This window comes from Oxalobacteraceae bacterium OTU3CINTB1, from assembly GCA_024123955.1.
In the GTDB taxonomy this organism is placed as follows: Bacteria; Pseudomonadota; Gammaproteobacteria; order Burkholderiales; family Burkholderiaceae_D; genus Rugamonas.
In genome coordinates, this window is sequence record CP099652.1 from 1,793,323 (window position 1) to 1,819,418 (window position 26,096).

28 protein-coding genes and 1 tRNA gene are annotated in these 26,096 nt (G+C 62.7%); 15 read left to right on the forward strand and 14 right to left on the reverse strand.

Going from position 1 to position 26,096, the window contains the following annotated elements:
- Positions 1-3: 3 nt before the first annotated feature.
- Positions 4-774, forward strand: coding sequence for an ABC transporter ATP-binding protein (locus tag NHH73_07740; GenBank protein USX28161.1), 771 nt, complete (start codon positions 4-6; stop codon positions 772-774).
- A complete protein-coding gene (locus NHH73_07745) occupies positions 774-1,508 on the forward strand; it encodes an ABC transporter ATP-binding protein (GenBank protein USX28162.1) in 735 nt (244 codons plus the stop codon). The genes NHH73_07740 and NHH73_07745 overlap by 1 nt, the downstream gene beginning before the upstream one ends.
- Before the next feature lie 150 nt (positions 1,509-1,658).
- Here NHH73_07745 and NHH73_07750 read toward each other — a convergent pair whose 3' ends face one another.
- Positions 1,659-2,219 carry a phasin family protein gene (locus NHH73_07750; GenBank protein ID USX28163.1) on the reverse strand — a complete coding sequence of 187 codons (561 nt, stop codon included), beginning with the start codon at positions 2,217-2,219 and terminating at the stop codon, positions 1,659-1,661.
- 348 nt (positions 2,220-2,567) lie between these two features.
- On the opposite strand from NHH73_07750, the gene NHH73_07755 reads away from it, so the two are divergent.
- The 3 genes from NHH73_07755 to pbpG all read left to right on the forward strand — a co-directional run bounded on the left by NHH73_07755 (position 2,568) and on the right by pbpG (position 5,427).
- Complete coding sequence (locus NHH73_07755; protein ID USX28164.1) at positions 2,568-3,494, forward strand: DMT family transporter; 927 nt, start codon at positions 2,568-2,570, stop codon at positions 3,492-3,494.
- Positions 3,495-3,503: 9 nt separating this feature from the next.
- Entirely contained in the window at positions 3,504-4,205 is a 702-nt protein-coding gene (locus tag NHH73_07760; protein USX28165.1) for a nitroreductase, read from the forward strand.
- A gap of 145 nt (positions 4,206-4,350) precedes the next feature.
- The gene (pbpG, locus tag NHH73_07765) at positions 4,351-5,427 is read left to right on the forward strand and encodes a D-alanyl-D-alanine endopeptidase (GenBank protein ID USX28166.1); all 1,077 of its coding nucleotides are present in this window, start codon (positions 4,351-4,353) and stop codon (positions 5,425-5,427) included.
- Here pbpG and NHH73_07770 read toward each other — a convergent pair.
- Positions 5,409-6,188: an IclR family transcriptional regulator gene (locus tag NHH73_07770; protein ID USX28167.1), complete on the reverse strand. Its 780-nt coding sequence runs from the start codon at positions 6,186-6,188 to the stop codon at positions 5,409-5,411. The genes pbpG and NHH73_07770 overlap by 19 nt on opposite strands.
- Positions 6,189-6,292: 104 nt before the next feature.
- Here NHH73_07770 and NHH73_07775 point away from each other — a divergent pair, with 104 nt between their 5' ends.
- From NHH73_07775 to NHH73_07815, 9 genes are all read left to right on the forward strand, one after another.
- Entirely contained in the window at positions 6,293-6,676 is a 384-nt protein-coding gene (locus NHH73_07775) for a diacylglycerol kinase (GenBank protein ID USX28168.1), read from the forward strand.
- Positions 6,677-6,840: 164 nt separating this feature from the next.
- Positions 6,841-7,851, forward strand: coding sequence for a sulfate ABC transporter substrate-binding protein (locus NHH73_07780; protein USX28169.1), 1,011 nt, complete (start codon positions 6,841-6,843; stop codon positions 7,849-7,851).
- A gap of 5 nt (positions 7,852-7,856) precedes the next feature.
- The gene (locus NHH73_07785) at positions 7,857-8,426 is read left to right on the forward strand and encodes an alpha/beta hydrolase (GenBank protein ID USX28170.1); all 570 of its coding nucleotides are present in this window, start codon (positions 7,857-7,859) and stop codon (positions 8,424-8,426) included.
- Between the two features lie 43 nt (positions 8,427-8,469).
- Positions 8,470-9,108 (forward strand): peroxiredoxin, encoded by a 639-nt coding sequence (locus NHH73_07790; protein USX28171.1) that lies wholly within the window; start codon positions 8,470-8,472, stop codon positions 9,106-9,108.
- 91 nt (positions 9,109-9,199) lie between these two features.
- Complete coding sequence (locus NHH73_07795; GenBank protein ID USX28172.1) at positions 9,200-9,973, forward strand: sulfite exporter TauE/SafE family protein; 774 nt, start codon at positions 9,200-9,202, stop codon at positions 9,971-9,973.
- A 111-nt stretch (positions 9,974-10,084) separates the two neighbouring features.
- Positions 10,085-10,957, forward strand: a complete 873-nt coding sequence (cysT, locus tag NHH73_07800; GenBank protein USX28173.1) for a sulfate ABC transporter permease subunit CysT — start codon at positions 10,085-10,087, stop codon at positions 10,955-10,957.
- 1 nt (position 10,958) lies between these two features.
- Complete coding sequence (gene cysW, locus NHH73_07805; GenBank protein USX28174.1) at positions 10,959-11,852, forward strand: sulfate ABC transporter permease subunit CysW; 894 nt, start codon at positions 10,959-10,961, stop codon at positions 11,850-11,852.
- A 1-nt stretch (position 11,853) separates the two neighbouring features.
- Positions 11,854-12,924 carry a sulfate ABC transporter ATP-binding protein gene (locus NHH73_07810; protein ID USX28175.1) on the forward strand — a complete coding sequence of 357 codons (1,071 nt, stop codon included), beginning with the start codon at positions 11,854-11,856 and terminating at the stop codon, positions 12,922-12,924.
- Entirely contained in the window at positions 12,921-13,853 is a 933-nt protein-coding gene (locus tag NHH73_07815) for a CysB family HTH-type transcriptional regulator (protein ID USX28176.1), read from the forward strand. Before NHH73_07810 ends, NHH73_07815 begins: the two co-directional genes overlap by 4 nt.
- Before the next feature lie 199 nt (positions 13,854-14,052).
- Here the strand turns inward: NHH73_07815 and NHH73_07820 are convergent, their stop codons facing one another.
- The 6 genes from NHH73_07820 to NHH73_07845 all read right to left on the reverse strand — a co-directional run bounded on the left by NHH73_07820 (position 14,053) and on the right by NHH73_07845 (position 20,877).
- On the reverse strand, positions 14,053-16,410 hold the full coding sequence (locus NHH73_07820; GenBank protein USX28177.1) for a TonB-dependent receptor: 2,358 nt from the start codon (positions 16,408-16,410) through the stop codon (positions 14,053-14,055).
- Positions 16,411-16,621: 211 nt separating this feature from the next.
- Positions 16,622-17,668 carry an aldo/keto reductase gene (locus tag NHH73_07825; protein USX28178.1) on the reverse strand — a complete coding sequence of 349 codons (1,047 nt, stop codon included), beginning with the start codon at positions 17,666-17,668 and terminating at the stop codon, positions 16,622-16,624.
- A 9-nt stretch (positions 17,669-17,677) separates the two neighbouring features.
- Positions 17,678-18,718: a quinone-dependent dihydroorotate dehydrogenase gene (locus NHH73_07830; GenBank protein USX28179.1), complete on the reverse strand. Its 1,041-nt coding sequence runs from the start codon at positions 18,716-18,718 to the stop codon at positions 17,678-17,680.
- Between the two features lie 43 nt (positions 18,719-18,761).
- The gene (locus NHH73_07835) at positions 18,762-19,490 is read right to left on the reverse strand and encodes an arginyltransferase (GenBank protein USX28180.1); all 729 of its coding nucleotides are present in this window, start codon (positions 19,488-19,490) and stop codon (positions 18,762-18,764) included.
- Between the two features lie 74 nt (positions 19,491-19,564).
- Positions 19,565-20,293, reverse strand: a complete 729-nt coding sequence (gene aat, locus NHH73_07840) for a leucyl/phenylalanyl-tRNA--protein transferase (GenBank protein USX28181.1) — start codon at positions 20,291-20,293, stop codon at positions 19,565-19,567.
- Positions 20,290-20,877, reverse strand: a complete 588-nt coding sequence (locus tag NHH73_07845; protein ID USX28182.1) for an NUDIX hydrolase — start codon at positions 20,875-20,877, stop codon at positions 20,290-20,292. Before NHH73_07845 ends, aat begins: the two co-directional genes overlap by 4 nt.
- A gap of 174 nt (positions 20,878-21,051) precedes the next feature.
- On the opposite strand from NHH73_07845, the gene NHH73_07850 reads away from it, so the two are divergent.
- A tRNA-Met gene (locus tag NHH73_07850) sits at positions 21,052-21,128 on the forward strand.
- Positions 21,129-21,188: 60 nt separating this feature from the next.
- On the opposite strand, the gene NHH73_07855 is transcribed toward NHH73_07850, so the two are convergent.
- From NHH73_07855 to NHH73_07880, 6 genes are all read right to left on the reverse strand, one after another.
- The gene (locus NHH73_07855) at positions 21,189-21,629 is read right to left on the reverse strand and encodes a DUF29 domain-containing protein (GenBank protein ID USX28183.1); all 441 of its coding nucleotides are present in this window, start codon (positions 21,627-21,629) and stop codon (positions 21,189-21,191) included.
- A 13-nt stretch (positions 21,630-21,642) separates the two neighbouring features.
- Positions 21,643-22,083, reverse strand: coding sequence for a DUF29 domain-containing protein (locus NHH73_07860; GenBank protein USX28184.1), 441 nt, complete (start codon positions 22,081-22,083; stop codon positions 21,643-21,645).
- A 69-nt stretch (positions 22,084-22,152) separates the two neighbouring features.
- Positions 22,153-23,172 carry a MerR family transcriptional regulator gene (locus NHH73_07865; protein ID USX28185.1) on the reverse strand — a complete coding sequence of 340 codons (1,020 nt, stop codon included), beginning with the start codon at positions 23,170-23,172 and terminating at the stop codon, positions 22,153-22,155.
- A gap of 55 nt (positions 23,173-23,227) precedes the next feature.
- A complete protein-coding gene (gene accD, locus NHH73_07870; GenBank protein USX28186.1) occupies positions 23,228-24,100 on the reverse strand; it encodes an acetyl-CoA carboxylase, carboxyltransferase subunit beta in 873 nt (290 codons plus the stop codon).
- A gap of 57 nt (positions 24,101-24,157) precedes the next feature.
- Positions 24,158-25,081: a DNA-3-methyladenine glycosylase 2 gene (locus tag NHH73_07875; GenBank protein USX28187.1), complete on the reverse strand. Its 924-nt coding sequence runs from the start codon at positions 25,079-25,081 to the stop codon at positions 24,158-24,160.
- On the reverse strand, positions 25,078-25,968 hold the full coding sequence (locus tag NHH73_07880) for a DMT family transporter (protein ID USX28188.1): 891 nt from the start codon (positions 25,966-25,968) through the stop codon (positions 25,078-25,080). The genes NHH73_07875 and NHH73_07880 overlap by 4 nt, the downstream gene beginning before the upstream one ends.
- Positions 25,969-26,096 lie beyond the last annotated feature (128 nt).

The window sequence follows — 26,096 nt, forward strand, 5'->3', positions numbered from 1 at the left end:
ACTATGAGCGAACAAGTCATTCTCAACATCGCCGGCGTCAACAAGCGCTTCGGCGGCCTGCAGGCGCTGACCGATGTCGGCATCAAGATCCTGAAGGGCCAGATCTACGGCCTGATCGGTCCCAACGGCGCCGGCAAAACCACGTTCTTCAACGTCATCACCGGGCTGTATCAGCCGGACACGGGCACCTTCGAGCTGGCCGGCAAGCCGTATTCGCCGTCCGCGCCGCATGAGGTGGCCAAGGCCGGCATCGCCCGCACCTTCCAGAACATCCGCCTGTTCGGCGAGATGACCGCGCTGGAAAACGTCATGGTCGGGCGCCACGTGCGCTCGCACCAAGGCGTGTTCGGCGCCGTGTTCCGCCACAAGGCGGCGCGCGAGGAGGAGGCGAGCATCCGCAAGCGCGCGCAGGAACTGCTGGACTTCGTCGGCATCGGCCAGTTCGCCAACCGCACGTCGCGCTTCCTGTCGTACGGCGACCAGCGCCGCCTGGAAATCGCCCGCGCGCTGGCCACCGATCCGCAGTTGCTGGCGCTGGATGAACCGGCAGCCGGCATGAACGCGACCGAGAAACTGGCGCTGCGCGAGTTGCTGGTCAAGATCAAGAACGAGGGCAAGACCGTATTGCTGATCGAGCACGACGTCAAAATGATGATGGGCCTGTGCGACCGGCTGATGGTGCTGGAATACGGCAAGCCGATCGCCGAGGGTCTGCCGGCAGAAATACAGAGCAATCAGGCGGTCATCGAAGCCTATCTGGGAGGATCGCACTAATGAGCGGTAACGTAAGCGCAAACGTTCTAAAAGTGTCGGGACTGAAAGTCGCGTACGGCGGCATCAAGGCCGTCAAGGGTATCGACCTGGAAGTGAACAAGGGCGAGCTGGTGGCGCTGATCGGCGCCAACGGCGCCGGCAAGACCACGACCCTGAAAGCCATCACCGGCACCCTGCCGGCCTGCAAGGTGGAAGGCACGATCAGCTACGAGGGCGAGTCGCTGAAAGGCAGCAAGTCCTTCCATCTGGTGCAGAAGAAGCTGGCGATGGTGCCGGAAGGACGCGGCGTGTTCACCCGCATGTCGATCCAGGAAAACCTGATGATGGGCGCCTTCACCCGCAACGACAAGGCCGGCATCGAGGCCGACATCGCCAAGTGGTTCGACGTTTTCCCGCGCCTGAAGGAGCGGGCGGCGCAGATGGCCGGCACCTTGTCGGGCGGCGAGCAGCAGATGCTGGCGATGGCGCGCGCGCTGATGTCGCATCCGAATTTGTTGTTGCTGGACGAGCCGTCGATGGGGCTGTCGCCGATCATGGTCGAGAAGATTTTCGAAGTGATCCGCAATGTCTCGAAAGAGGGAATCACCATCTTGCTGGTCGAACAGAACGCCAAGCTGGCGCTGCAAGCGGCGCATCGCGGCTATGTCATGGATTCGGGCAATATCACGATGACCGGCAACGCCCGCGACATGCTGGACGATCCGCGCGTCAAAGCGGCCTATCTGGGCGAGTAAGTATTCCCATAAGCCGCCAGACCAGCGGCGGCCAAAAAAAAGCCCCGGCACGCGCCGAGGCTTTTAAGGACATCCGTCAGGAGGACACCACGGATGCCGAGGAGACCGCAGAACGGGCACGGGCGCCTTGGCGTCGGCCACTATTCCTGATTACTTGCGTGCCGGAGCGACCTTGGCGGCGGCTGCGGAGAACTGGTTCACGGCTTGGGCAACGTTGCTTTCGATCGACTCGGCAGCTTGCTTGGCGGTCTTGCTGAACTGCTCGTAGCCGGCGTTGGCGTTGCCGATGGCCGATTTGAACATGGCGACGGCGTTTTCGCTGCCGGCCGGGGCGTTCTTGGTCACTTCTTCCACCAGCGAGATGACTTTGCGGTTGGTTTCGGCGATTTGGGTTTCAGCGGCTTTGCTGAACTCGGCGCTGGTGCTCTGGGCGATGTTCGCCAGGTGACGACCGTAAGCGATGGTTTTTTCAGCGGTCGGCTGGGCCTGAGCGGATGCCAGCGAGAAGAATTCTTGCGGATCTTTGGCCGACAGCAGCTGCTTGGTGGTGATCGACGACTCTTCCAGCGACGCCTTGGCGGCGGTCAGGTTCAGGTCGACAAACTTCTCCACGCCTTCAAACGCCTTGTTGGTCAGGGCCGAGAAGATAGCGAACTGTGCTTCAAAGTTGGCTTTGGTCGCATTGGAAAATTGCTCAGGGATTGAAAACATTTAACTCTCCAGAAAAATAGTCATTAATTGGATACTGCCGTTCTACGTCGGCGAGAAACAGAATGCACGTTTCGAACCGATCAAATTGTGCAACGCAACAAAGGCGATTTTACGGCGTTGCGAAATTAAGTCAAGCGATTTTTTGTGCGTTGCATCAAGGCATGAAACATCGGTTTGAGGAAGCATTTCCCAGCTAAAACTTATTGCGGTGCACTGAAAAACATGGCGTGATTGCTTGCTCCGGAGCCCACGCCAATGCCGGAGCGCTCGCCGTGATAGACTCGGCGGGCATCGTGCCGGTGCCGTTTTCTGGTCGCCGGTTTCCTTTCAGCCAGCTAGTCAGTTTTCATGCCCGATACGCCGACCGCCTTTTCCGCTGCAAAACCACCCGCCACGCACGCGACCTTCCTGTCGCCCATGCCGTTGTTTTTTGTACTCTTATGGAGCAGCGGCTTCATCGTGGCGAAGTTCGGATTGCCGTATGCGCCGCCGCTGACCTTCCTGTTGATGCGTTTTGTCGGCGTGCTGGTGGTGCTGGTGCCGTTGGTCCTGCTGCTGCGGGCGCCTTGGCCGCGCGGCAAGATCTGGCAGGTCGCGCTGGCCGGGGTGTTGGTCCAGGCCGGTTATCTGATCGGCGTTTGGTGCGCCATCAAACTGGGCATGCCGGCCGGCTTGTCGGCGCTGATCGTCGGCATGCAACCGATCCTGACCGCCTTTGCCGCGCCGTTGATCGGCGAAAAGGTGTTGCCGCGCCAATGGCTGGGGTTGCTGTTCGGTATCGGCGGCGTCGCCTTGGTGGTGGCCGCCAAGATCAAGTTGACCGGCCTGTCGGTCGAGGCGATCGCGCTGTGCGTGCTGGCGCTGGTGTCCATCACGGTGGGCACCATGTACCAGAAACGTCATTGCCCACAGTTCGACTTGCGCACGGGCACCGTCATCCAGTTCGCCGCGTCCACTGTGGTGGTGTTGCCGCTGGCTATCATATTCGAAGGCTGGACGGCGGAGTTTGCTGCGGTGCAGTGGACGCCGCAGTTCATCGGAGCGTTGTTGTGGTCGGTTTTGGGTCTGTCGATCGGCGCCATCTTCCTGTTGTTCGCGCTGATACGGCGCAGCGACGCCACCCAGGTCACCAGCCTGATGTATCTGACGCCGCCCACCACCGCCGTCATGGCGTGGCTGATGTTCGGCGAAGTGTTTAATCTCCTCGGCGTGGCGGGCATGGCGCTGGCGGTCACCGGGGTGTTTTTCGTGGTCAGCAAGCGCAAACCCACATAGCGAGGACACATGATTACTACTCCGGAACAGCAAGCGGTGGATGCCGCGATCACGTCGCGCCGCTCGATCCGCGCCTATACGCCGCAACCCGTGGCGCGCGAGGATATTTTGCAAATCCTGCAGGTGGCGGGCAGGGCGCCGTCCGGCACCAATACCCAGCCGTGGAAGGTGTATGTGCTGGAAGGCGAGCGCAAGCAGGAGTTGTCTTCGGCGATTCTGGCCATACATAACGATCCGGAGCAAGCCAGGCTGCACACGGAGGAGTACGCGTATTACCCGAGGGAATGGGTCTCGCCGTATATCGATCGCCGCCGCAAGGTCGGCTGGGACTTATATGCGTTGCTCGGGCTCACCCGGGAGAACAAGGCCGGCATGGCGGCCCAGCATGGACGCAACTATGAATTTTTCGGCGCGCCGGTCGGGCTGATCTTTACGATCGACCGCATCATGGAACAGGGCTCCTGGCTCGACTACGGGATGTTTTTGCAGAGCGTGATGGTGGCGGCGCGCGCGCGCGGACTAGATACTTGTCCGCAAGCCGCCTTTACGCAGTATCATCGGGTCATCGGTTCTGTCCTGAACATCCCCGAAAACGAAACCGTGGTGTGCGGCATGGCGCTCGGTTACGCCGATACGACAAAAATTGAAAATTCTTTGATTACCGAGCGCATGCGCCTTGAAGAATTTGTTAAATTTGTCGTTAAGGACTAGCTTGCATAAAAGGGTAGCCAAATGCGTATTGCAGATCCGCAACCAAAGATGCTGCCAAGGATAATTTAGCTTGCGCTCCCTCACCATTTTGCTACACTGCAACAGTCGATTGTGAAATCCGGCTTTTCTTCTTTTGGGGATACGAATGTATAAACTAGCGTTAAGTGCGCTCATTTCGCTGATGTTTGCATCCGCCGGCATGACTGCCGCCCAGGCTGCGACCGCCAACACCGCCGCGCCGAAAAAAGCCGTGGTCAAAAAAGCCAAGGCCCGCCAGACCATGCGCCTCGCCGCGGTCGATTCCGGCGACCGCATGGTCAAGCGCGTGACCAAGGTCAACGGCCGCCGCAAGGTGGTCTACCAGCGCCTCATCACCGCCGCGCCGGCCATGCCGACCATGGGCGACCTGGCCGGTTTGAGTTCCACGCACGATCCGCTGGACCTCAAGTCCAACGTGGCGCTGGTGCTGGACCAGGCCAACTCGGAAGTACTGTTTGAAAAGAATTCCAACGTCGCCTTGCCGATCGCCTCGATCACCAAGATGATGACCGGCCTGGTGGTGGTGGAAGCCAACCAGGACATGGACGAGGTGCTAACCGTGACCGACGAGGACGTCGACCGCGAAAAATTCAGCAGCTCGCGCCTGCGCGTCGGCGCCCAGCTGACCCGCGCCAATATGCTGCACATCGCCCTGATGAGCTCGGAAAACCGCGCCGCGTCGGCACTCGGCCGCAACTACCCGGGTGGCAAGCCGGCGTTTGTCGAGGCGATGAACGCCAAGGCCCGCGAACTGGGCATGACCGACACCCATTATGTCGATTCCAGTGGCCTGTCGAAAATGAATGTGGCCAGCGCCCGCGACCTGGCCAAGCTGGCGATGGCGGCTTACCAGCATCCGATGCTGCGCCAGTTCTCCACCGATTCCAAAGCCATCGTCGAAGCCAACGGCCGTCCGATGCAGTTCGGCACCACCAATCATCTGGTGGCCAGCCCCGACTGGGCGATCGGCCTGCAAAAGACCGGTTTCATCAATGAAGCCGGCCGCTGCCTGCTGATGCAAGCGGTGATCGAAGGCCGTTCGGTGATCATGGTGTTTCTGGATTCCAAGGGCAAGCAGTCGCGTACCGCCGATGCCGGCCGCATGCGCACCTGGCTGCAGGCGCTCAAGCCTGCCGCGCTGACCACCAACAGCAGCTCGCCGGTTTATTCGACCGGCATGTAACCGAGTGTGGCGGAGATCTGGTTGGCGGTTGTGACCAGATCTTCCAGCCAGTCTTCCTGCAGACGGTCGGCCGGCGCCGAGATCGACAGCCCGGCAATCAGCTTGCCGCTGTCGTCGTGGATCCCGGCGGCCATGCAACGCACCCCCAGTTCCAATTCCTCGTTATCGCGCGCGTAGCCGCGCGACTTCACCAGGCCGAGTTCGCGCTCGAGCTTGGACAAATCCGTGATCGAATTCTTGTTGTGCCCGGCCAGTCCGGTGCGCGTGGCGTAGGCGCGGATGGCTTTGGGCTCGTCCACCGACAGGAACAGCTTGCCGGTCGAGGTCAGGTGCAGCGGACCGCGTCCGCCGATTGCGCGCACCACCTGCATGCCCGAGCGTTCCGAGAAGGCGCGGTCGATGTAGACGATCTCGTCGCCCTGGCGCACCGACAGGTTGATGGTCTGCTGGGTCTTCTTGTGCAATGCACGCATGAAATCCAGCGCCGCCTCGCGCACCGACAGCCGGCTCTTGACCACGTTGCCCAGTTCCAGCAGGCGCATGCCGAGGCGATAGGTCCCCGGTTCGATGCGGTCGACAAAGCGCGTGAGCACCATGTCGTTGAGGATGCGGTGCGCGGTGGAAGGGTGGAGCCCGGAAACCTTGGACAATTCCTTCAGGCTCACGGGATCGGGGTATTTGGCGAGAGCGTCTAATAACGCCACCATGCGTTCGATCACCTGGATAGTGGTCTTTTGCTCAGGAACGGTTTCGATTTTCATGATGTGGTTGGTGCGGTGCAGTATTCGGTATCTACGTTATACCATAATGTGAAAAAAATGGGAATTGATGCATAATGCGTCATCTTTATCTCGTCTTATCGTTCATGGAACCTGTCAGCGAATTCAAAAGCAAAAGCGGCCTGAAACGGATCTTCTCCGCCTTTTTCTACTCGATCGACGGCTTGAAGGCCGCCTGGAAGCACGAGCATGCGTTCCGCCAGGAACTGGGACTGTTTGTCGCCGGCACCCTGGTCGCGCTGGTGCTCAAGGTGTCGGCGTTCGAGAAGCTGGTGCTGATCGCGGTGCTGGTCCTGGTGCTGATCGTCGAATTGATTAACTCGGCGATCGAGGCGGTGGTTGACCGGATTTCGCTCGAACGCCACCCGCTGTCGAAAAACGCCAAGGACTTCGGCAGCGCGGCCGTGCTGCTGGCCTGCCTGCTGGCTACGGCGACGTGGGCCGTGGTGCTGTTCAATCGCTTTTACTAGTCCGCCATGCATGCGTTATCGGCGCCTCCATGGCGGATTACGGCTGCGCCTAATCCGCCCTACAATTTCTTTATTTGATTTCTGTATATGGAACTGATAAAAGCTTAGTTCTCATTTATAAGGGACGGCATTACTCTTTGGTCTAACATAACTAGGGGAATCAAATGCTGTCCAAAAAAATCATCGCCGCAGCCATTTTTGCCGCTACGGCCGCAACCTCCGCGTCGTTTGCCCTCGCCGCTGAAATTTCCCTGCTCAACGTGTCCTACGACCCGACGCGCGAGCTGTACCAGGACGTCAACGCCGCCTTCGCCAAGGACTGGAAAGCCAAGACCGGCGATACCGTCAAGATCAAGCAATCGCACGGCGGTTCCGGCAAGCAGGGCCGCGCCGTCATCGACGGCCTGGAAGCGGACGTGGTCTCGCTGGCCCTGGCCTATGACATCGACGCCATCGCCGAACGCAAGATCCTGGCGCCGGACTGGCAGAAGAAACTGCCGCACAACAGCACCCCGTACACCTCGACCATCGTGTTCCTGGTCCGCAAGGGCAACCCGAAAGGCATCAAGGACTGGAACGATCTGGTCAAGCCTGGCGTGGCCGTCATCACCCCGAATCCGAAAACCTCCGGCGGCGCCCGCTGGAACCACCTGGCCGCTTACGGCTACGCGCTGCGCCAGCCGGGCGGCACCGAAGTGAGCGCCAAGGAATTCCTCGGCAAACTGTACAAGAACGTGCCGGTGCTCGATTCCGGCGCGCGCGGCGCCACCACCACTTTCGTCGAGCGCGGCATCGGCGACGTGCTGATCGCCTGGGAAAACGAAGCGCTGCTTGCCATCAAGGAACTGGGACCGAGCAAGTTCGACATCGTCGCGCCATCGGTGTCGATCCTGGCCGAGCCGCCGGTGGCCGTGGTCGACAAGGTGGTCGACAAGCGCGGCACCCGCAAGGTGGCCGAGGCTTACCTGAACTTCCTCTACACCGACGCCGCTCAGGAAATCATCGCCAAGAACTACTACCGTCCGGCTGTCGAGAAAGAGGCGAAGAAGTACGCCGCGCAGTTCCCGGCCGTCAAACTGTTCACGATCGCCGACATTTCCGGCGACTGGGCCAAGGCGCAGAAGACGCACTTCGCCGACGGCGGCGTGTTCGACCAGATCTACCAGCCGAAGTAAGCGACATGTCCGGCCTTGCCATCGCGGATTTTCGTGTCCTGGTTGCGCCGGGCTTGCATAACAGCGGACCGGATCACTGGCAAAGCCGCTGGCAGCGCCTGTTTCCCCACTTCGAGCGGGTCGAGCAGGACGATTGGGAGGCGCCTGATCTGGCGCGCTGGTCGGCCCGGGTCGACCGGGTGCGCCAGGCGGGCAAGGGCGATGCGCGCCCGCTGCTGATCGTCGCGCACAGTTTCGGCAGCCTGGCGAGCGTGCACAGCGTGGCGCGCGACCCGTCCGGCGTGGCCGGCCTGCTGCTGGTGGCGCCGGCCGATCCGGACAAGTTCAACGTCGCCGACCAGTTGCCGAAGCAGGCGCTGCCGGTGCCATCGATCGTGATCGGCAGCACCGACGATCCGTGGATGGCGGCGCCGCGCGCGGCCTCGTGGGCCGAACGCTGGCACAGCCAATTCATCAACGGCGGGGCGCTGGGACATATCAACGCCGAGTCCGGCCTGGGCGATTGGCCCGAAGGACTGGAAATCTTGTATTTTTTAATAGATCAGGTGCAGAATAGGGCCCTCGCGGCGCATTGATCGCCGGTGCCAACTCAACCTGTAACAACTCCTGGAGACCACCATGACATTACGACTCGGCGATACCGCCCCCGATTTTGAACAAGACTCCTCCATCGGCAAGCTGAAGTTCCACGAGTGGGCGGGCGATTCCTGGGTGGTGCTGTTCTCGCACCCGGCCGACTTCACGCCCGTCTGCACCACCGAGCTGGGCCTGACGGCCAAGCTGAAACCGGAATTCGACAAGCGCAACGTCAAGGCGATCGCGCTGTCGGTCGACCCGGCCGAATCGCACAAGGGCTGGATCGCCGACATCGAATCGACCCAGGACACCGTGGTCGGCTTCCCGATCATCGCCGACGAGGACCGCAAGGTCGCCGCCCTGTACGACATGATCCACCCGAACGCGTCGACCACGGCCACCGTGCGCACCCTGTTCGTCATCGATCCGAGCAAAAAAGTCCGCCTGAGCCTGACCTATCCGATGAGCACCGGCCGCAACTTCGACGAAGTGCTGCGCGTCATCGACGCCCTGCAACTGACCGACGCCTACACCGTGGCCACTCCCGGCAACTGGAAAGATGGCGACGACGTCATCATCCCGCTGACCGTGCAGGACCCGGAAGTGCTGAAGCAAAAGTATCCGAAAGGCTTCACCGCCGCTAAACCTTACCTGCGCGTCACGCCACAGCCGAACAAGTGATCGAAATAAAAAGCGCATAAGCAAATAAGGATTGCGTTGTTTGGATATTTCCCTAGAGTAGGTACCCTGCGGCCTACTCTTGGGGAATTGTATGGATGTATCGTTTGTCATTTCAGGTTTCGCGGTGGGGCTGTTGGTGGGCATGACCGGTGTCGGCGGCGGCTCGCTGATGACGCCTCTGCTGACCTTGCTGTTCGGCGTTTCGCCGGCGGTCGCCGTCGGCACCGACCTGGCCTTCGCCTCGCTGACCAAGAGCGTCGGCACCTTCACCCACCGTTTGCGCGGCACCGTCCAATGGGACATCGTGCGGCGCCTGTGCGTCGGCGCCCTGCCGGCCGCAGTGCTCGCCAGCGTCGGCCTTAAATACTTCGGCACCCTCAGCCCGGAGCTGGGCCAGATCATCCGTTATTCCATCGCCGGCTCCGTCATGCTGACCGTCTGCGCGCTGCTGTTCCGCCGCAAAATGCTGGCATGGATCAACGCGCATCCGCACCGCCAGTTGCAGGGGGGCAGGTTGACCGCCGCCACCATTTTTGCCGGCGCCGTGCTCGGCACTCTGGTCACCATCTCGTCGATCGGCGCCGGCGCCGTCGGCGCGACCGTGCTGGTGATGCTGTATCCCAAGCTGACCCCGGCCGAAGTGGCCGGCACCGACATCGCCTATGCGGTGCCGCTGACGGCCATCGCCGCCGTCGGCCACTGGTGGCTGGGCTCGATCAACTGGATGCTGTTGCTGACTCTGCTGGTGGGGTCGGTGCCGGGCATCACCATCGGTTCCTACTTCGCCAAATCGGTGCCGGAGCGGCTGCTGCGCGGCCTGCTGGCTTTCATTCTGGTAGCGGTGGCCGCCAAACTCATAATGTGAGTAGCTATATAGCCTATTCGTCTAACTTAATGAAAAATGCTTCGTTTGTAATATGAAGCACAGATGAGATTATGCAGCCCTTATAGAAGAATTTGTAATAAGGGAGCATTCATGTCAGCAGTTCTTGCAGCGCCCGCCACGGCCCCCGTGGCCGCCAGGGGCGCGCCATTCCGCGTGATGCCGGGTTTCCGGCTATCGCTGGGATTCACGATTTTCTATCTCACGCTGATCGTGCTGATTCCATTGTCGGCGGTCTTCCTCAAGACCTTCACGATGACGTGGGAAGGCTTCTGGGCCGCCGTCACCTCCGACCGCGTGATGGCCTCGTACCGGCTGACCTTTGGCGCTTCGCTGATCGGCGCATTTATTAATGTGATTTTCGGCGGCATCGTTGCCTGGGTGCTGGTGCGCTACGAGTTTCCCGGCAAGCGCATCATCGACGCGCTGGTCGACCTGCCGTTCGCGTTGCCGACGGCCGTCGCCGGCATCACCCTGACGGCGCTGTATTCGGCCAACGGCTGGTTCGGCCAGTTCATCGAGGGCGTGCTCGGCATTAAAGTAGCGTTCACGCCGCTTGGCGTGGTCGTCGCGCTGACCTTCATCGGCTTGCCGTTCGTGGTGCGGACGGTGCAGCCGGTGCTCGAGGATGCCGAGCGCGAACTGGAAGAGGCTGCCGCCAGCCTGGGCGCCAACGCCTTCCAAACCTTTACACGCGTGGTGTTCCCGACCATTATGCCGTCGCTTATGACCGGCTTCGCGCTGGCTTTCGCCCGCGCCACCGGCGAATTCGGCTCGGTGATTTTCATCGCCGGCAACATGCCGATGATTTCCGAGATCACGCCGCTGTTCATCATCACCAAACTCGAGCAATACGACTACGCCGGCGCCACCGCGATCGCGGTGGTGATGCTGGTGGTGTCGTTCATCATGCTGTTGACCATCAACCTGTTGCAAGCTTGGGCTCGCGGAAAGTCGGGTAAATAATATGAGCGGACTGCCTACCGTCCCGGTGCGTCGCGGCGAACTGCCGTCGGCGCCGAAAACCCTCGAACCTTTGTGGGTGCGCGGCGTGCTGATCGCCATCGCGCTGACCTTCCTGACCGTGTTCCTGTTCGTGCCGCTGGTGGCCGTGTTCGCCGAAGCCTTCCGCAAGGGCTGGGAAGCCTACGTGGCGGCCATCATCGAGGAAGACGCGATCTCCGCCATCAAGCTGACCCTGATCACTGCCGTCATCGCCGTGCCGCTGAACCTGGTGTTCGGGGTGGCCGCTTCGTGGTGTATCGCCAAGTTCGAGTTCCGGGGCAAGAGCTTTTTGCTGACCCTGATCGACCTGCCGTTCTCGGTGTCGCCGGTGATCTCCGGCCTGATCTACGTGCTGCTGTTCGGCGCGCAAGGCTGGATGGGGCCGTGGCTGCAGGAGCATGACATCAAGATCCTGTTCGCCGTGCCCGGCATCGTGCTGGCGACCATCTTCGTCACCTTCCCGTTCGTGGCGCGCGAGCTGATCCCGCTGATGCAGGCGCAAGGCAGCGAAGAAGAAGAGGCCGCCATCGTGCTCGGCGCTTCGGGATGGGACACCTTCCGCCGCGTGACCTTGCCAAACATTAAGTGGGGCCTGCTGTACGGCGTGATCCTGTGCAACGCCCGCGCGATGGGCGAGTTCGGCGCGGTGTCGGTGGTGTCCGGCCACATCCGTGGCGAAACCAACACCGTGCCGCTGCAGGTCGAGATTCTGTACAACGAATACAACTTCGCCGCCGCCTTTGCCGTGGCGTCCCTGCTGGCCTTGCTGGCGCTGGTGACGCTGGCCCTGAAATCCTTTATCTCTTGGCGCTTGAACGAATCGATCGCCGATGACGCACGTTCCAAGGAGCACTGACATGACGATCGAAGTTAAAAACATCAACAAGCGGTTCGGCGATTTCGTCGCCCTCAACAATGTCTCGCTGGACTTCCCTGCGGGCGAGCTGACCGCGCTGCTGGGACCGTCCGGCTGCGGCAAGACGACCCTGCTGCGCATCATCGCCGGCCTCGAGCATCCGGACTCCGGCCAGGTGCTGCTCGATTCCAACGACGCCTCGCACCGCCATGTGCGCGAGCGCCAGGTCGGCTTCGTGTTCCAGCACTACGCGCTGTTCAAGCATATGACCGTGTTCGAGAACGTCGCCTTCGGCCTGCGCGTGAAACCGCGCGCCGAGCGGCCTTCCGAAGACCAGATCCGCCGCAAGGTCAAGGAATTGCTGGAACTGGTGCAGCTCGATTGGCTGGCCGACCGCTATCCGCCGCAACTGTCGGGCGGTCAGCGCCAGCGTATTGCGCTGGCGCGCGCGCTGGCGGTCGAGCCGCGCGTGCTGCTGCTGGACGAGCCGTTCGGCGCGCTCGACGCCAAGGTCCGTAAGGAATTGCGCCGCTGGCTGCGTCGCCTGCACGACGACCTGCATGTGACGTCGATCTTCGTCACCCACGACCAGGAGGAGGCGCTGGAAGTGGCCGACCAGGTGGTGCTGATGAACAAGGGTAATGTCGAGCAGATCGGCGCGCCGGACCAGGTCTACAACCATCCGGCCTCGCCGTTCGTGTACGGCTTCCTGGGCAACGTCAACATGTTCCACGGCCGCGTGCAGGATGGCGTGCTGGCCAGTGGCGGCGCGACCTTCCAGGTGCCGGGCCAACCGGACGCCGACGGCAAGGGCACGGCCTATGTTCGTCCGCACGACCTGGACATCGAACGCTACACGCCGGGCGCCGAAGGCATCGTCGTCAAGCTGCGCCGCGCGCACGCGATCGGTCCGCTGGCGCAGCTGGACCTGGAGCGCGACGATACGTCCGAGCTGATCGAGGCGGTAATGTCGAACGAGCGTTTCAGCCATCTGCAATTGAAAGAGGGCGAGACGTTGGTGGTGCGTCCCAAGCGCCTGCATGTGTTTGTCGACGCTGGAGCTTCCATATGAATTTTCAACAACTGCGGTCGATCCGCGAAGCCGCCCGGCGCGGCTACAACCTGACCGAAGTGGCGAATGCCTTGTTCACCTCGCAGCCCGGCGTGAGCCGCCAGATCCGCGAGCTGGAAGACGAACTGGGCGTCGTGATTTTCGAACGTAACGGTAAGCGCCTGACCGGCATGACGGAGCCGGGCAAGGGCATCCTCAAGATCATCGACCGCCTGCTGATCGAGGCGGAGAACTTGCAGCAGGCCAGCCTGGAATACACCGGCCAGCAAAGCGGCACGCTCAGCGTCGCCGCCACGCACACGCAGGCGCGCTATGCGCTGCCGAAAGTGGTGCAGAGTTTCCGCACCGCCTATCCGGACGTGCGCATCGCCTTGCAGCAGAGCGCGCCGGAGCATATCGCCGAGTGGATTTTGTCGGGCAAGACCGATATCGGCATCGCCACCGAGGGCTTGTCGCAGTTCCCGGACCTGGTGTCCTTCCCGTGCTACCGCTGGAGCCACTTGATCGTCGTGCCGGACGGCCATCCGTTGCTGGGCCGCTCGCCGATCAAGCTGGAGGATCTGGCTGAGTTCCCGCTGATTACCTACGACGTCGGGTTCACCGGACGCGGGCATATCGACGCGGCGTTCTCGCAGGCCGGCGTCAAGCCCGATATCGTCTTGACGGCGATGGATTCGGACGTCATCAAGCAATATGTCGCGCTCGGTCTGGGCGTGGGCATCGTCGCCTCGATGGCGTTCGACCACGGCCGCGACAAGGGCATGCGCGCGGTCGAGGCGTCGCATCTGTTCGCGCCGAACACGACGCGGCTGGCGGTGCGCAAGGGCGCATATCTGCGCTCGTACGCCTACCACTTCATCCAGCAATTCGCGCCGGATCTGACGCGCGAGGAAATCGATGCCGCGTTAAACGGCGGCGACATCGCCTGACAAAAAAATGGCCGCTGAAAAAGCGGCCATTTTTTTGTCTGGTCAAATCCCATGTGAAAAATCCTGAATCACGTAGGGCGGATTAGCGCAGCGTAATCCGCCAATGCGTGCTCCGACGGCAGCTCATCGATGGTGGATTACGGCGTTCCGCCTAATCCCCCCTACGTGTCTCCGTGGATATCATCGGCTTAGGGCGCGATCACCAGCTGTAACCTGCCTTGGCGTAGTAGTAGCGGCCGTTGAAGCCGTTCGGCGCCCAGCCGCTGTACAGGTTGATGCCGTTGAGGTTGAGGTTGGCCACCGACGTGATGGTGTCCGGATACTTGTCGGTCACGTTGTCGACGCCCAAGCTCAGGCGCCAGTTCTTGCTCAGCTTGACGCTGGCCGACAGGTCCAGCACCCATTGCGGATCGTATACCTGATCCTGCGCCGGATTGTTTTGCGGCACGGTGAAGCTGCCGTAGCGCGTCACCACGCCGCGCGCGTTCCAGGCGCCCAAGGTGTAGTCGGTCGCCAGGCTGAACTTGTCCTTCGGCGAGCCGACCGTCAGGCGATTGACGGTCTGGCGGTCGATCAGGGTCAGGCCGTTGGCGGTCAGGATGGCCGGGTTGTCGTTGACGTGCTGTACCGAATTCTTGTTGCGGTTGTACGCCAACGTGAAGTCGTAGCGGCCGGCGCTGGCCAGATCCCAACGGTAGGTGCTGACCACGTCGACGCCTGTGGTGCGGGTATCGATGGCGTTGGTGAAGTAGCGCGCCGCGCCGACCAGCAGTCCCTGGTTGGCCAGCGTGTTGCGCAAGGCCGGCGACAAGGTCATGCTGGTCGACAGCGCGATGCGGTCGTCGATGTCGATGCGGTAGGCGTCGACGCTGGCGCTCCAGTTGCGGGTCGGCTGCACTTGCAGGCCGACGCTGTAGTTGCGGGCTTTCTCGGCCTTCAGCTGCTGCGCGCCGAGCGCATCGGCGGCGGCGCTGCCGACCGCGAAGGTGCCGGTCTCGATCGGGGTGTTGACGTTGTTGATGATCGAGAAATTAGTCGTCGTGATGGTGTAGAACTGCTGCGCCAGCGACGGCGCGCGGAAGCCGGACGAAGCCGTCGCGCGCAGCGACACCTGCGGATTGAACGCGTAGCGGGTCGAGCCCTTGACCGAGGTGGTGTTGCCGAAGTCGCTGTAGCGCTCGTGGCGCACGGCCGCCGACGCCGACAATTGCCTGGTGATGTCGGCCTCGAAGTTCGCGTAGATCGACTTGTTGTTGCGGCTGTTCTTGCCGGCGTTGACCGGGCGGAAGCCGGAGAAACCCTGCGCGCCGCTGCGGTAGTAGGAGGCCGCATCGCCGGCGCCGATCTCGTATTGTTCGTGGCGGGCCTCGACGCCCAAGGCGACCGTCAGCGGACCGCTGAAGGCGGCCACCGGGAATTCCTTGGCGATGTCGAAGTTGAACAGCCCTTGCGTGTTCTGCAGCTTGCCGGCGTAGAAATGCGTCGGGCTGTCGTCGATCAGGTCGAAGTTGATGGTGTTGTCGAGGTCGAGCTCAAACTTGTTCCTGCCGTAGTTCAGGCTGGCGTCCCAACGCCAGCCTGACAGTTCACCGCGCAGGCCGGTCACCAGCGACTGGTCGGTCGAGGTGCTGTCCTGCAGCGGCAAAAAGCCGTCCGGATAGAGCTTGCGCGACGAGGACGGCGCGCGCCAGGTGGCCGCCGCCGACGTCTTGCGCTCGCCGTAGCTGGCGAAGGCGTACCAGTCGATGTCGTCGGTCACGCGGTACTGGCTATTGGCGAAGATCGTCCGCGGCTTGCTGTCGGGGTCGCCGTAACGCTGGTTGACCTTGCCGATCTGGGAGCCGGCGACCGGGCGCGTATCGACGCCGGCGCGGTTGGTCGGATCGCGGTCGGCCGCCTCGATGGCCACGCGCACCCAGCCCTGGTCGCCGAGACTGAAGCCGGCCGAGCCGCGCACGGTTTTCTGTTTGCCGTCGCCTTCCTTGTGCTCGCCGTAGCCAACTTCGACATCGCCGCCGGCCGCGCCTTTTTTGAGGATGATGTTGATGACGCCGGCGATCGCGTCGGAGCCATACTGGGCCGCCGCGCCGTCGCGCAGCACCTCGATGCGTTCGATCGCCGCCAGCGGGATCGCGTTCAGGTCGACCGGCGCCGAGCCGCGGCCTTGCGTGCCGTTGACGTTGACCACGGCCGAGGTGTAGCGGCGCTTGCCGTTGACCAGCACCAGGGTCTGGTCGGGCGACAGGCCGCGCAACTGGGCCGGGCGCACGGCATCGCTGGTGTCGGCGCCGGACGGGCGCGGGAAGTTCATCGACGGCACCAGACGGCCGAGCACGGTGGCCAGTTCGGTCGAGCCGCTGGCCTGCAGCTCGCGCGCGCTGATGATGTCGACGGGCGATTCGGAATCGATGGTGCGGCGGTTCTTGGCGTAGGTGCCAGTGACGACCACCGACTGCAACTCGCCGTCGGCGGGCGCGTCCTGCGCGAAGGCGGGGATGACGATGGTGGCGATCAGCGTGCTCAGCAAAAGCGGTGTGGCGATGTGGCGTGAAGTCATGTGGCGGTCTCGTGTGCGAAGGTAGTGGCACAGGATAGCAGCCGCACAATTGAACACCAACGAACCATTGCGTCTAACCATATATCCAAACAACACCCCCCCCGGGGTCAGTGCCGACATTCGGACACGGGCTGATGCGGAGACGCTTTCGATGAAAGCATTCTTGCTGTCCAGTTCGTGTCCGAATGTCGGCACTGACCCCCTTGGGTTTTTATTGGCCGGGATTGGGCAGGCTGGCGTGGATGGCGTCGATTTGCGCGATGATTTCCGGCGTGAGCGTGACGTCGTAGGCGTCGATGTTTTCCTTCAGCTGCGCCAGGCTGGTCGCGCCGATGATGGTCGAGGCGACGTTCCAGCGGCCGTAGCACCAGGCCAGCGCCAGTTGCGTCGGCGTCAGGCCGTTGTCGCGCGCGAGCTCGGTGTATTGTGCGACAGCCGCCAGCACCGTCGGCCGCAGGTAGCGTGGGCTCCACGTCGGCGGGAAGATCGTCAGCCTGCCGTGCGCGTTCGGGTCGTCGTGGTACTTGCCCGTCAGCTGGCCGAAAGCGAGCGGGCTGTACGCCAGCAGTCCGACGTTCTCGCGGAAGCAGGTCTCGTCGAGGAAACTGGTCTCGTAGTGGCGCGCCGTCAGGTTGTACAGGTTCTGGATGGAGGCGATGCGCGGCAGGCCCTTCATCTCCGATTGCTTGATGAACTCGCTCACGCCCCAGCACGATTCGTTGGAGACGCCGATCGCGCCGATCTTGCCTTCCTTGATCAGCTCGGCCAGCGCGGCCAAGGTTTCCTCGACAGCCACGCACTCGCGCTCGAGCTGTGGATTGAAGACGCTGGCGCCGAAGATCGGCACGTTGCGGCTGGGCCAGTGCAATTGATATAAATCGATATGCTCGGTTTGCAGGCGTTGCAGGCTGGTGTCGACCGCCGCGCGCAGGTTGGCGGCGTCGAAGTTGAGCTTGCCGTCGCGTACCCAGTGGATGTTCGGATTCGGGCCGGCTGCCTTGGTCGCCAGCACCACCTTGTCGCGCATGCCGGATTTCTTCAGCCAGCTGCCGATGAAGCGCTCGGTGGCGCCCTGCGTTTCGGCGCGCGGCATGACCGGATACATCTCGGCGGTGTCGATGAAGTTGATGCCGCGCTCGACCGCGTAGTCGAGCTGGCTGTGGGCGTCGGCCTCGGTGTTTTGCTCGCCGAACGTCATCGTCCCCAGGCAAATCTTCGTGACCTTCAGATCGCTGGAACCAAGTTGTACCTTTTGCATACCCGCTCCTTAATGTCCGCGCACGGCCTGCGCGCAATCGTTGACCAATGCCGGGCCAGCGTAGATCAGGCCGCTGTACAACTGCACCAGTTGCGCGCCGCAGTCCATTTTGACCTTGGCGTCCGCACCGCGCATGATACCGCCAACGCCGATAATCGGCAGGGCGTCGCCCAGCTCGGCCTTGAGCAGGCGGATGACGGTGTTGGACAGCTCGAACACCGGCGCGCCCGACAGTCCGCCCGCCTCGGCGCCGTGGCGCATGCCGGCCACGGCGTCGCGGCTCAGGGTGGTGTTGGTGGCGATGACGCCGTCGATCTTGTGGCGCAGCAGCGCGTCGGCGATGTTCTTGACCTGGTCGCCGTCCATGTCCGGCGCGATTTTCAGGGCCAGCGGCACGTAGCGCTTGTGCTGGTCGGCCAGACGCGCCTGCGCATCCTTCAGCTGCGCCAGCAGGCCGTCGAGCTCGGAGCCGCCTTGCAACTGGCGCAGGTTCTTGGTGTTGGGCGAGGAAATATTGACCGTCACATAGCTGGCGTACGGATAGACTTTTTCCAGGCAGTGCAGATAGTCGTCGGCCGCGCGCTCGATCGGCGTGTCGGCGTTTTTGCCGATGTTCAGGCCCAGCACGCCGGCCTTGTCCTGGTAGAAGCGCGACGCCTGCACATTGGCGACGAAGGCGTCGACGCCGCCGTTGTTAAAGCCCATGCGGTTGATGATGGCGTGCGCGGCCGGCAGGCGGAACATGCGCGGCTTTGGGTTGCCCGCCTGGCCGCGTGGGGTGACCGTGCCAACTTCGATCGAGCCGAAGCCGAGGTCCGCCAGCGCGTCGATGAAGGCGCCGTCCTTGTCCAGCCCGGCGGCGAGGCCGACCGGATTCTTGAACGTGACACCCATCACGGTGCGCGGGTCCGCCGCCGGTTGCTTGACCAGCTTGGTCAGGCCCAGCGCGGCGGCGCGTTTAAGCGCGGGAAGGGTGAAGTGGTGCGCGGCTTCGGCGTCCATCGAGAACAGCATCGGACGGGCCAGGGAATACAGGAATTTTTCGGACATGAGGGGGCTCTGGTTGTTGGCCCCGGTATTTTATCAGCGTTTATCAGGCCTCCAACACGCTCCACACGCCCTTGATGCGCGCTTCCAGCGGTTTGAAGTTGGTTTTATAGGACATTTTCGGGCTTTCCCTGATCCAGTAGCCCAGGTAGATGTAGGGCAGGCTCAACTCGCGCGCCTGGGCGATCTGCCACAGCACGTTGAAGGTGCCGTAGGAGGCGCCCTCGACATCCGGATCGAAGAAGGTGTACACCGACGACAGGCCGTCCGACAGCACGTCGATGATGCTGACCATGCGCAAGGTGCCGCCGGGCTCGCGGAACTCGACCAAGCGCGTGTTGACGCGGCTTTGCAGCAGGAATTGCGCGTACTGGTCGCGGCTGTCCTGGTCCATGCCGCCGCCGGCGTGGCGCTTGCTCTGGTAGCGGAGGTACAGCTCGTAGTGCTCGTCGGAGAATTGCAGGGTGGCGACGCCGGCGCGCAGGTCGCCGTGCCGGGCCCAGGCGCGGCGCTGGCCCCGGTTGGGAGCAAACTGGTCGACCACCACGCGCACCGGGATGCAAGCCTGGCAGCCGTCGCAATATGGCCGGTATGTAAAGATGCCGCTGCGCCGGAAACCGTTTTTGACGAGTTCCGAGTAGACGTCGGCGTTGATCAGGTGGGAAGGCGTAGCCACCTGCGAGCGCGCCTGGCGCGCGTCCAGATAGCTGCAAGGGTAGGGCGCCGTGGTGTAAAACTGCAGCGTCGCGAAAGGCAGATCGTTCAGGTGCGTCATGCACGTCCTATCGATGGCGAGGTTCTATTCCTTATGATAGCGCTTAGTTGTGTATGGCGCTTGTCACCTTTAGCTTAACTGGCCGTAGCCAGCGGTGCAATGGGTTCCCACACGGTGATTTGCGGCAATTCAATATTGTTGCGCAGATGCGCCAGGAATTGCGCACGCGGGATCGGCGCCGCGCCCAGCGAGGCCAGGTGCCCGGTCTCTTGTTGGCAATCGATCATCTTGACGCCGTGCCGGCGCAGGAAGCCCACCAGATAGGCCAGCGCGATCTTGGAACCGTCGGTCACGCGGGCGAACATCGATTCGCCGTAGAACATGCGGCCGATCGAGACGCCGTAGGCGCCACCGACCAGCTCGCCGTCCAGCCACACTTCGGCCGAATGCGCGTAGCCGAGCTTGTGCAGGCCGGTGTAGCCGTCGATGATGTCCTCCGAGATCCACGTGCCGGGGCCGTCCCGGCGCGGCGCGGCGCAGGCCCGCATGACGTCCTCGAACGCGCTGTCGAAGCGCACCTGCCAGCGGCCGCCGGCCGCCATCTCGCGTTCGACCTTGCGCAGCGTCTTCTTCAGGCTGTCGGAGATGCGGAAGCGCTCGGTCATCAGCACCATCCGTGGATCGGTGCTCCACCAAAGAATGGGCTGGCCTTCCGAGAACCACGGGAAGATGCCGTGGCGGTAAGCCATCAGCAAGCGTTGCGGCGACAGGTCGGCGCCGGCGGCCAGCAAGCCGGGCGCCTCCGACGTCAGCGCCTGCGAGACGTCGGGGAACGGCGTGTCGCGTTCGAGCCAGGGGATCACGTCGGTTCCGCGTCCGAGCGCATCGCGCGGGTGATGTCCTGGGCGTGGAAGCCGTAGCCGGCGCTGCCGTCTTCGCGCATGCGCGCGCGGTCGGCGAAGAACAGTTCCAGCGTCGTGCGGATGGTGGGGAAGGCCAGGTCGTCCCACGGAATCTCCGCCTCGCTGAACATTTGCACGTCCAGGCTTTCCTCGCCGGGCGCGAAGTCGAGGTCGAGCAGCGTGGCCAGGTAGAACATATGGACCTGGTGCACGCGCGAGACGTTCAACAGTGAAAACAGTTTACCCAGTTCGACATTGGCGCCGGCTTCCTCCTGCGTCTCGCGCATCGCCGCCTCGGCCGTGGTTTCATCGTTTTCCATGAAGCCGGCGGGCAGGGTCCAGTAGCCGTAGCGCGGTTCGATCGCGCGCTTGCACAGCAGGACTTTCAACTCGCCATCGCGTTCCCACACGGGGATCGTGCCCAGTACCATTTTCGGGTTTTGATAATGGATGGTGGAGCAGCTTTCGCAAACGTAGCGGGGACGGTTGTCGCCGGCTGGGATCAGCAGGCTGACGGGGGAGGCGCATTCGGAACAGAATTTCATAGGGGAAGGTGCTCAGGGGAGGATATTTTTGTTCATATTGGTTACTTTACACCGATTGCGCCGCGCACGGCATTGGCTACGGCGGCTGGGGAATGCATTTATTCGGACTATCGCGCGCGATTTCAGGATTAACATTGCCTAAGTTGCCGAACTGCCCTATAATGATTGCACAGACGCGGGGTGGAGCAGTCTGGCAGCTCGTCGGGCTCATAACCCGAAGGTCACAGGTTCAAATCCTGTCCCCGCAACCAAATTCGAAAGCCGTTGATCCTTTTACAGGGGTCAGCGGCTTTTACTATTGGATGGCGGCTTTATGGCAGGTAGTCGGGATCGAGCAGTTGTTCCTTGGTGAACGGCATCTTGGAAGGCAAGGCCGCTTTGGGCAGATGCGTTTCGTCCGCTGCGCGTGCCGCGGCGTGGTCGTAAGCCATCGCGATGTACGAGTCGAGTAGTGGCTTCATGCTAGGCATTGCTTTTAGCAATTTTGCGATGCGGTAGCGCTGTTCGCGTATCGTGCCAAGCCAGCTACCTGATATCTGCACGGGTTGAAGCTCGCATTTTAAAAGATGTGTGATCAGTCTCTCGATGCGGTGTTCGAGTTCATGTTTTTCAGCGCGCGCCATGCTCTCAAGCTCCTCGATGATGTTTTCCAGGTCGAGCCGGTCGAACTGTTTGGCGCGCAGCATTTCTATCTGGGCGCTGGTCCAGACGAGAAAGTCGGCTTCGTGGTCGGTGTTGATATGATCGTCCATGTTGCACCTTCGCTTACGGTAGATAGTCGGGATCGAGCAACTGCTCCATAGAGAACGGCATCGTCGCGGGAAAGGCCGACGTTGGTAGGTGTGTTTCGTCTGCGGCGAGCGCGACCGCCCGTGCATAGCTTTGCGTCGCGCAATTGTTCAGTAGCGGCTGCAGGCTGGGTATTTCGGCGATCAGGTCAGCAATGCTATAGCGCTGTTCTCTTATCGAACGAAGCCAACTGCCAGAAATGTGGTCAGGCTGCACCTTCCACTTCAGTAGGTGCATCGTTAATTGCACGATGCGATGTTTGAACTCGCGCCTTTCCTTGCCTGCCATGCTCTCGAGCTCCTCGATCAAATGTTCAAGGTCCAGTCGGTCGAATTGCTTGGCGCGCAGTAGCTCGGCCTGGCTTTGCAGCCAGACGAGAAAGTCCGTGTCGTAATCGGTTTTGATGTGATCGTCCATGGGGCACCTCCGCAAGCGTAATGCGGTCGTCGGTGCTTCACTTTACGCCCGCTCAAAGGGGCGGGCAAGTCACTCCGGCGGCAACGTGGCGCAGGATGCGCGGATGAAATCGAGCATCGCGGGCGTGACCCAGGTGCCGATGAGTAACCGCGGCTCGTGCGTGTGGGCGTGGCGTATTTTTTCCAGCGTCGCCGGGTTGTCGCCGATGCGGGCGCTGAACAAGGTCATCCATTCGCGGGCCAGTGCTTGCGATGCCGCATCGGCGGGATCGGCGCCGGCTTCGAGCTGCCGGTGGACCGCTGCGATCAGCGCCATCCACTGCGCGCCATGCTGGCTGGCGCCGACGCGCATGCGTGCCAGTTCGTCCTCGTCGAGGTAGTCGGCGTACAGCGCCAGTTTATGTTCTCCGAACGCTTCGATCACGTACTGCTTCAGCTGCGGCGTGATCCCCGTGTGCAGTTGCGCGGCCGGCTCCATCTCCATCATGACGGTGATGCGGCGCGCGAAGTCGGGGTTGGCGGCGGTGTCGCGCTCGAGCATCTGCATCCAGCGCTCGGCCAGCTGGCGCGGCTCGGCGCCGGCTGGCGGCGCGCCTTTCCCCATCACGTCCCGTATCTGCGCGACCAGCGCGGCCCAGCCGCTGTTGCGGCGCGCGTCCTGCTGCCAGAAGGGCAAGCGGTGCAATTCGTCCTTGGTGAAGTATTTGTCGTAGAGGTTCATCAGCTCCAGCGTGGACAGCCAGTCGGCCAGTTCCGGCTCGCCGCCGCCAGCCATCTGCCGGTGCATGTGCGAGAGCTGCTCGCGCAGCGCGCTCGCTTGCGCGATTTGCTGGTCGAGCGTGGCGATCTGCTGCGCGACGACGTCGGCGAACGGCGCGTCGGGACTGGCGAGGAAGGTGCCGATGTCCGCCAGCGACATGCCGAAGCGGCGCAGCGCCTGGATCTTGTGCAGGCGGGCGACGTCGGCCCGGTTGTAGAGGCGATAGCCGGAGTCGGTGTGGGCGGATGGCTTGAGCAGGCCGATGCTGTCGTAGTGGTGCAGCGCGCGTATCGTCAGCCCGGAGCGCGTGGCCAGTTCGCCGATTTTCATTACGGCGTGATTGCGATGTTCGTTCATGCGCGATAGTGTACGCCGACCGGGCGGTTCAAGCCACCGCGTCCTTCGGCAGCTTGAGCAGCAAGGCCAGGAGCGACGCCAGTTCGGCGCGCATGTCGCGGCGGTCGACGATCATGTCGATGGCGCCGCGTTCGAGCAGGAATTCCGACCGCTGGTAGCCCTCCGGAAGCGTCACGCCCAAGGTGCTTTTGATGACGCGCGCGCCGGTGAAGGCGATCAGCGCCTTCGGCTCGGCGATCACCAGATCGCCCAGGAAGCAGAACGAGGCCGATATGCCGCCCGAGGTGGGGTCGGTCAGCACCGAGACGAAAGGCAGTCCTTTTTCCGCCAGCTTGGCCAGCATGGCGGTGGTTTTCGCCATCTGCATCAGCGACAGCAGGCCTTCCTGCATGCGCGCGCCGCCGCTGGCGGTGATGCAGATGAACGGCACATGCTGGTCGATGGCGGCCTGCACGCCGCGCACGAAACGTTCGCCGACCACCGATCCCATCGAGCCGCCCATGAAGTCGAATTCAAAGCACGCCACCACCACCGGCATCGACAGAATCGCGCCGCCGATGACGATGATCGCGTCGGTCTCGCCGGGGGCTTCCATCGCCGCTTGCAGGCGCGCCGGATAGCTTTTGCTGCCTTTGAACTTGAGCGGATCGACGGACAGCACTTCCTGGCCGATCTCGTGCCGGCCGCCTGCATCGAGCAGGGCGTCGAGACGGGCGCGCGCGCGGATGCGCAGGTGGTGGCTGCATTTCGGGCAGACGTGCAGATTGGCTTCGAGGTCGGCGCGGTACAGCACCGCCTCGCATTCCGGACACTTGATCCACAGTCCGGCCGGTATCGACTGGCGCGGTTCGGCGCCGTTGCGGTTGAAGCGGGGCGGCAGCAGTTTTTCGATCCAGCTCATGGCATCCTTGATAGTGTCGGAGATGCCGGAATCGTAAAGCCTGACGTTACGTCAGGCTCAAGCGGAATCTTTGTCGTCGCTGTCGCCGCGCGGGTGCAGGCTGGCCCACAAGTGGGCGGCGGCCATCGTGCGGTGGGGCGCGTAGCGGGCCAGGATTTGTTCGGTGCGCGGCATGTCGGGCTTCGTGTCTTCGCCCAGCAGCTGTTGCAGCGCCGCGCGGATGGCGACGTCGCCGTGCAGCGAGCAGTCGGCGTAGCCGTAGCCGCGCAGCAGGCCGTAATTCACCGTCCACGGGCCGATGCCTTTGACGGCCAGCAGCGCCGCCGAGATCTGTTCGATGCTGTTGGCCGGCGTGACGTCCAGTTGCAGTTCGCCGCTGGCCACCAGGTTCGCCAGCCGCAGCAAGGTCTCCGCCTTGGCGCGCGAGAATTTGCGGCTGGTCAGATCGTCGATGCCCAGTTTTACCGCGTCGGCCGCCTCCGGGTAGCACCACAAGCCGCTGCTATGCTGACGGCCGGCCTGCAGGATGAAGGTGCGGCGCAGCGAGATGGCGAACGACAGGTTGATCTGCTGGCCGATGATGGCCCAGGTCAGCGCTTCGAACACGGTGGCCGATTGCACGATGCGCAGTCCCGGCTGCGCCAAGGTCAAGGGGCCGAACATGGCGTCCTTGGCGGCGAAGGCGCAAAACGCTTCGGGATCGATGCGCAACCCGAGGATGCTGAGCGCCGCTTCGCGCACGCGCTGTTGCGCGGCTTTGGCCAGCTTGCCGTCGGCGTGCACGGTGCAGCTGGCGCTGGTGGGCGCCAGCGCGTTATCAAACACCACTGCGAGCACCACCGGCACGCCGTCCAGCATCACGCCTTTGCGCAGGTGCGTGTCGCCGACTTCCTCGGCCACGCTTTCTGTGTCGCGGCTGTGGAAGGCCAGGATGTCGTGCAGGCGGTAGTCGGCCGGCAGGTCGAGTGTGAAGCGTTTCATACGGTCTTGGTTTTGCGCAGCGCCCCGAAGTTGGGACGGAAGCCGGTGACCAGCGCCGTGCCGGCGATGACGATGGCGGCGCCGACGATGGTGTACCAGCCGATCGTCTCGCCGAGGAACAGCGTGCCCCACAAAATGCCGAACAAGGGGCTGAGGAAGGTCACCGTCAGCGCCGACGCTGGGCCGACATCCTGAATCAGCCGGAAGTAGATCAGGTAGGCGATGCCGCTGCACAGTACACCCAGCGCGACCACGGCGCCCATGATGCCGATGGTCGGCTCGCCCGGTGCCGGGAAGAACGGCACAATCGGCAGCACTAGCAGCGTCGAGGCCCACATGGAGCCGTGCGCGTTGGACAGCGGCTCGACATCCTTGACCGATTTGGCGTAGTTGCTGGCGATGCCGTAGTTGAAGGAGGCGAACAGCACGGCGGCGATCGCGAGGCCGGCGCCGGGTTTGGTGCTGACATGGTCGAAGCCGACCAGCAGCGCGACGCCGCACGCGCCCAGCAGAAGGCCGAGCATGACTTTGCCGCCGACCATTCGGCGCGTGAGAATGGCGGCGATCAGGGTGCCCCACAGCGGCGTGGTGGCGTTCAGCACGGCCAGTAGTGAGGCGGACAGCGTACGCGCGGCGAAGGCGAACATCAGGAACGGCAGCGCGGAGTTGAACAGGCCGAGGATAAGGTAGTGCTTCCAGTGCTTGCGCAGGTTGAGCGGCTTTTTCAGCACGACCGCGATCACGGCCAGGAAGAGGGAGGCGAACAGCACGCGGTATTCGATCAGGACGGCGGCGCCCAGCACCGGCGCGGCGATCCGCATGAACAGGAAGGAGCCGCCCCAGATGGCGGCCAGGAATATCAAGCGGAGGAGGTTGGCGGTGCTCATGGAATTTTCAGATGATTGTTCTGGTGGCGATTACGATTTTCGTAGGGCGGATTAGCGCGTAGCGCGTAATCCGCCATGAGCCGCCGATCACGCATGCACGGCGGATTACGCTACGCTAATCCGCCCTA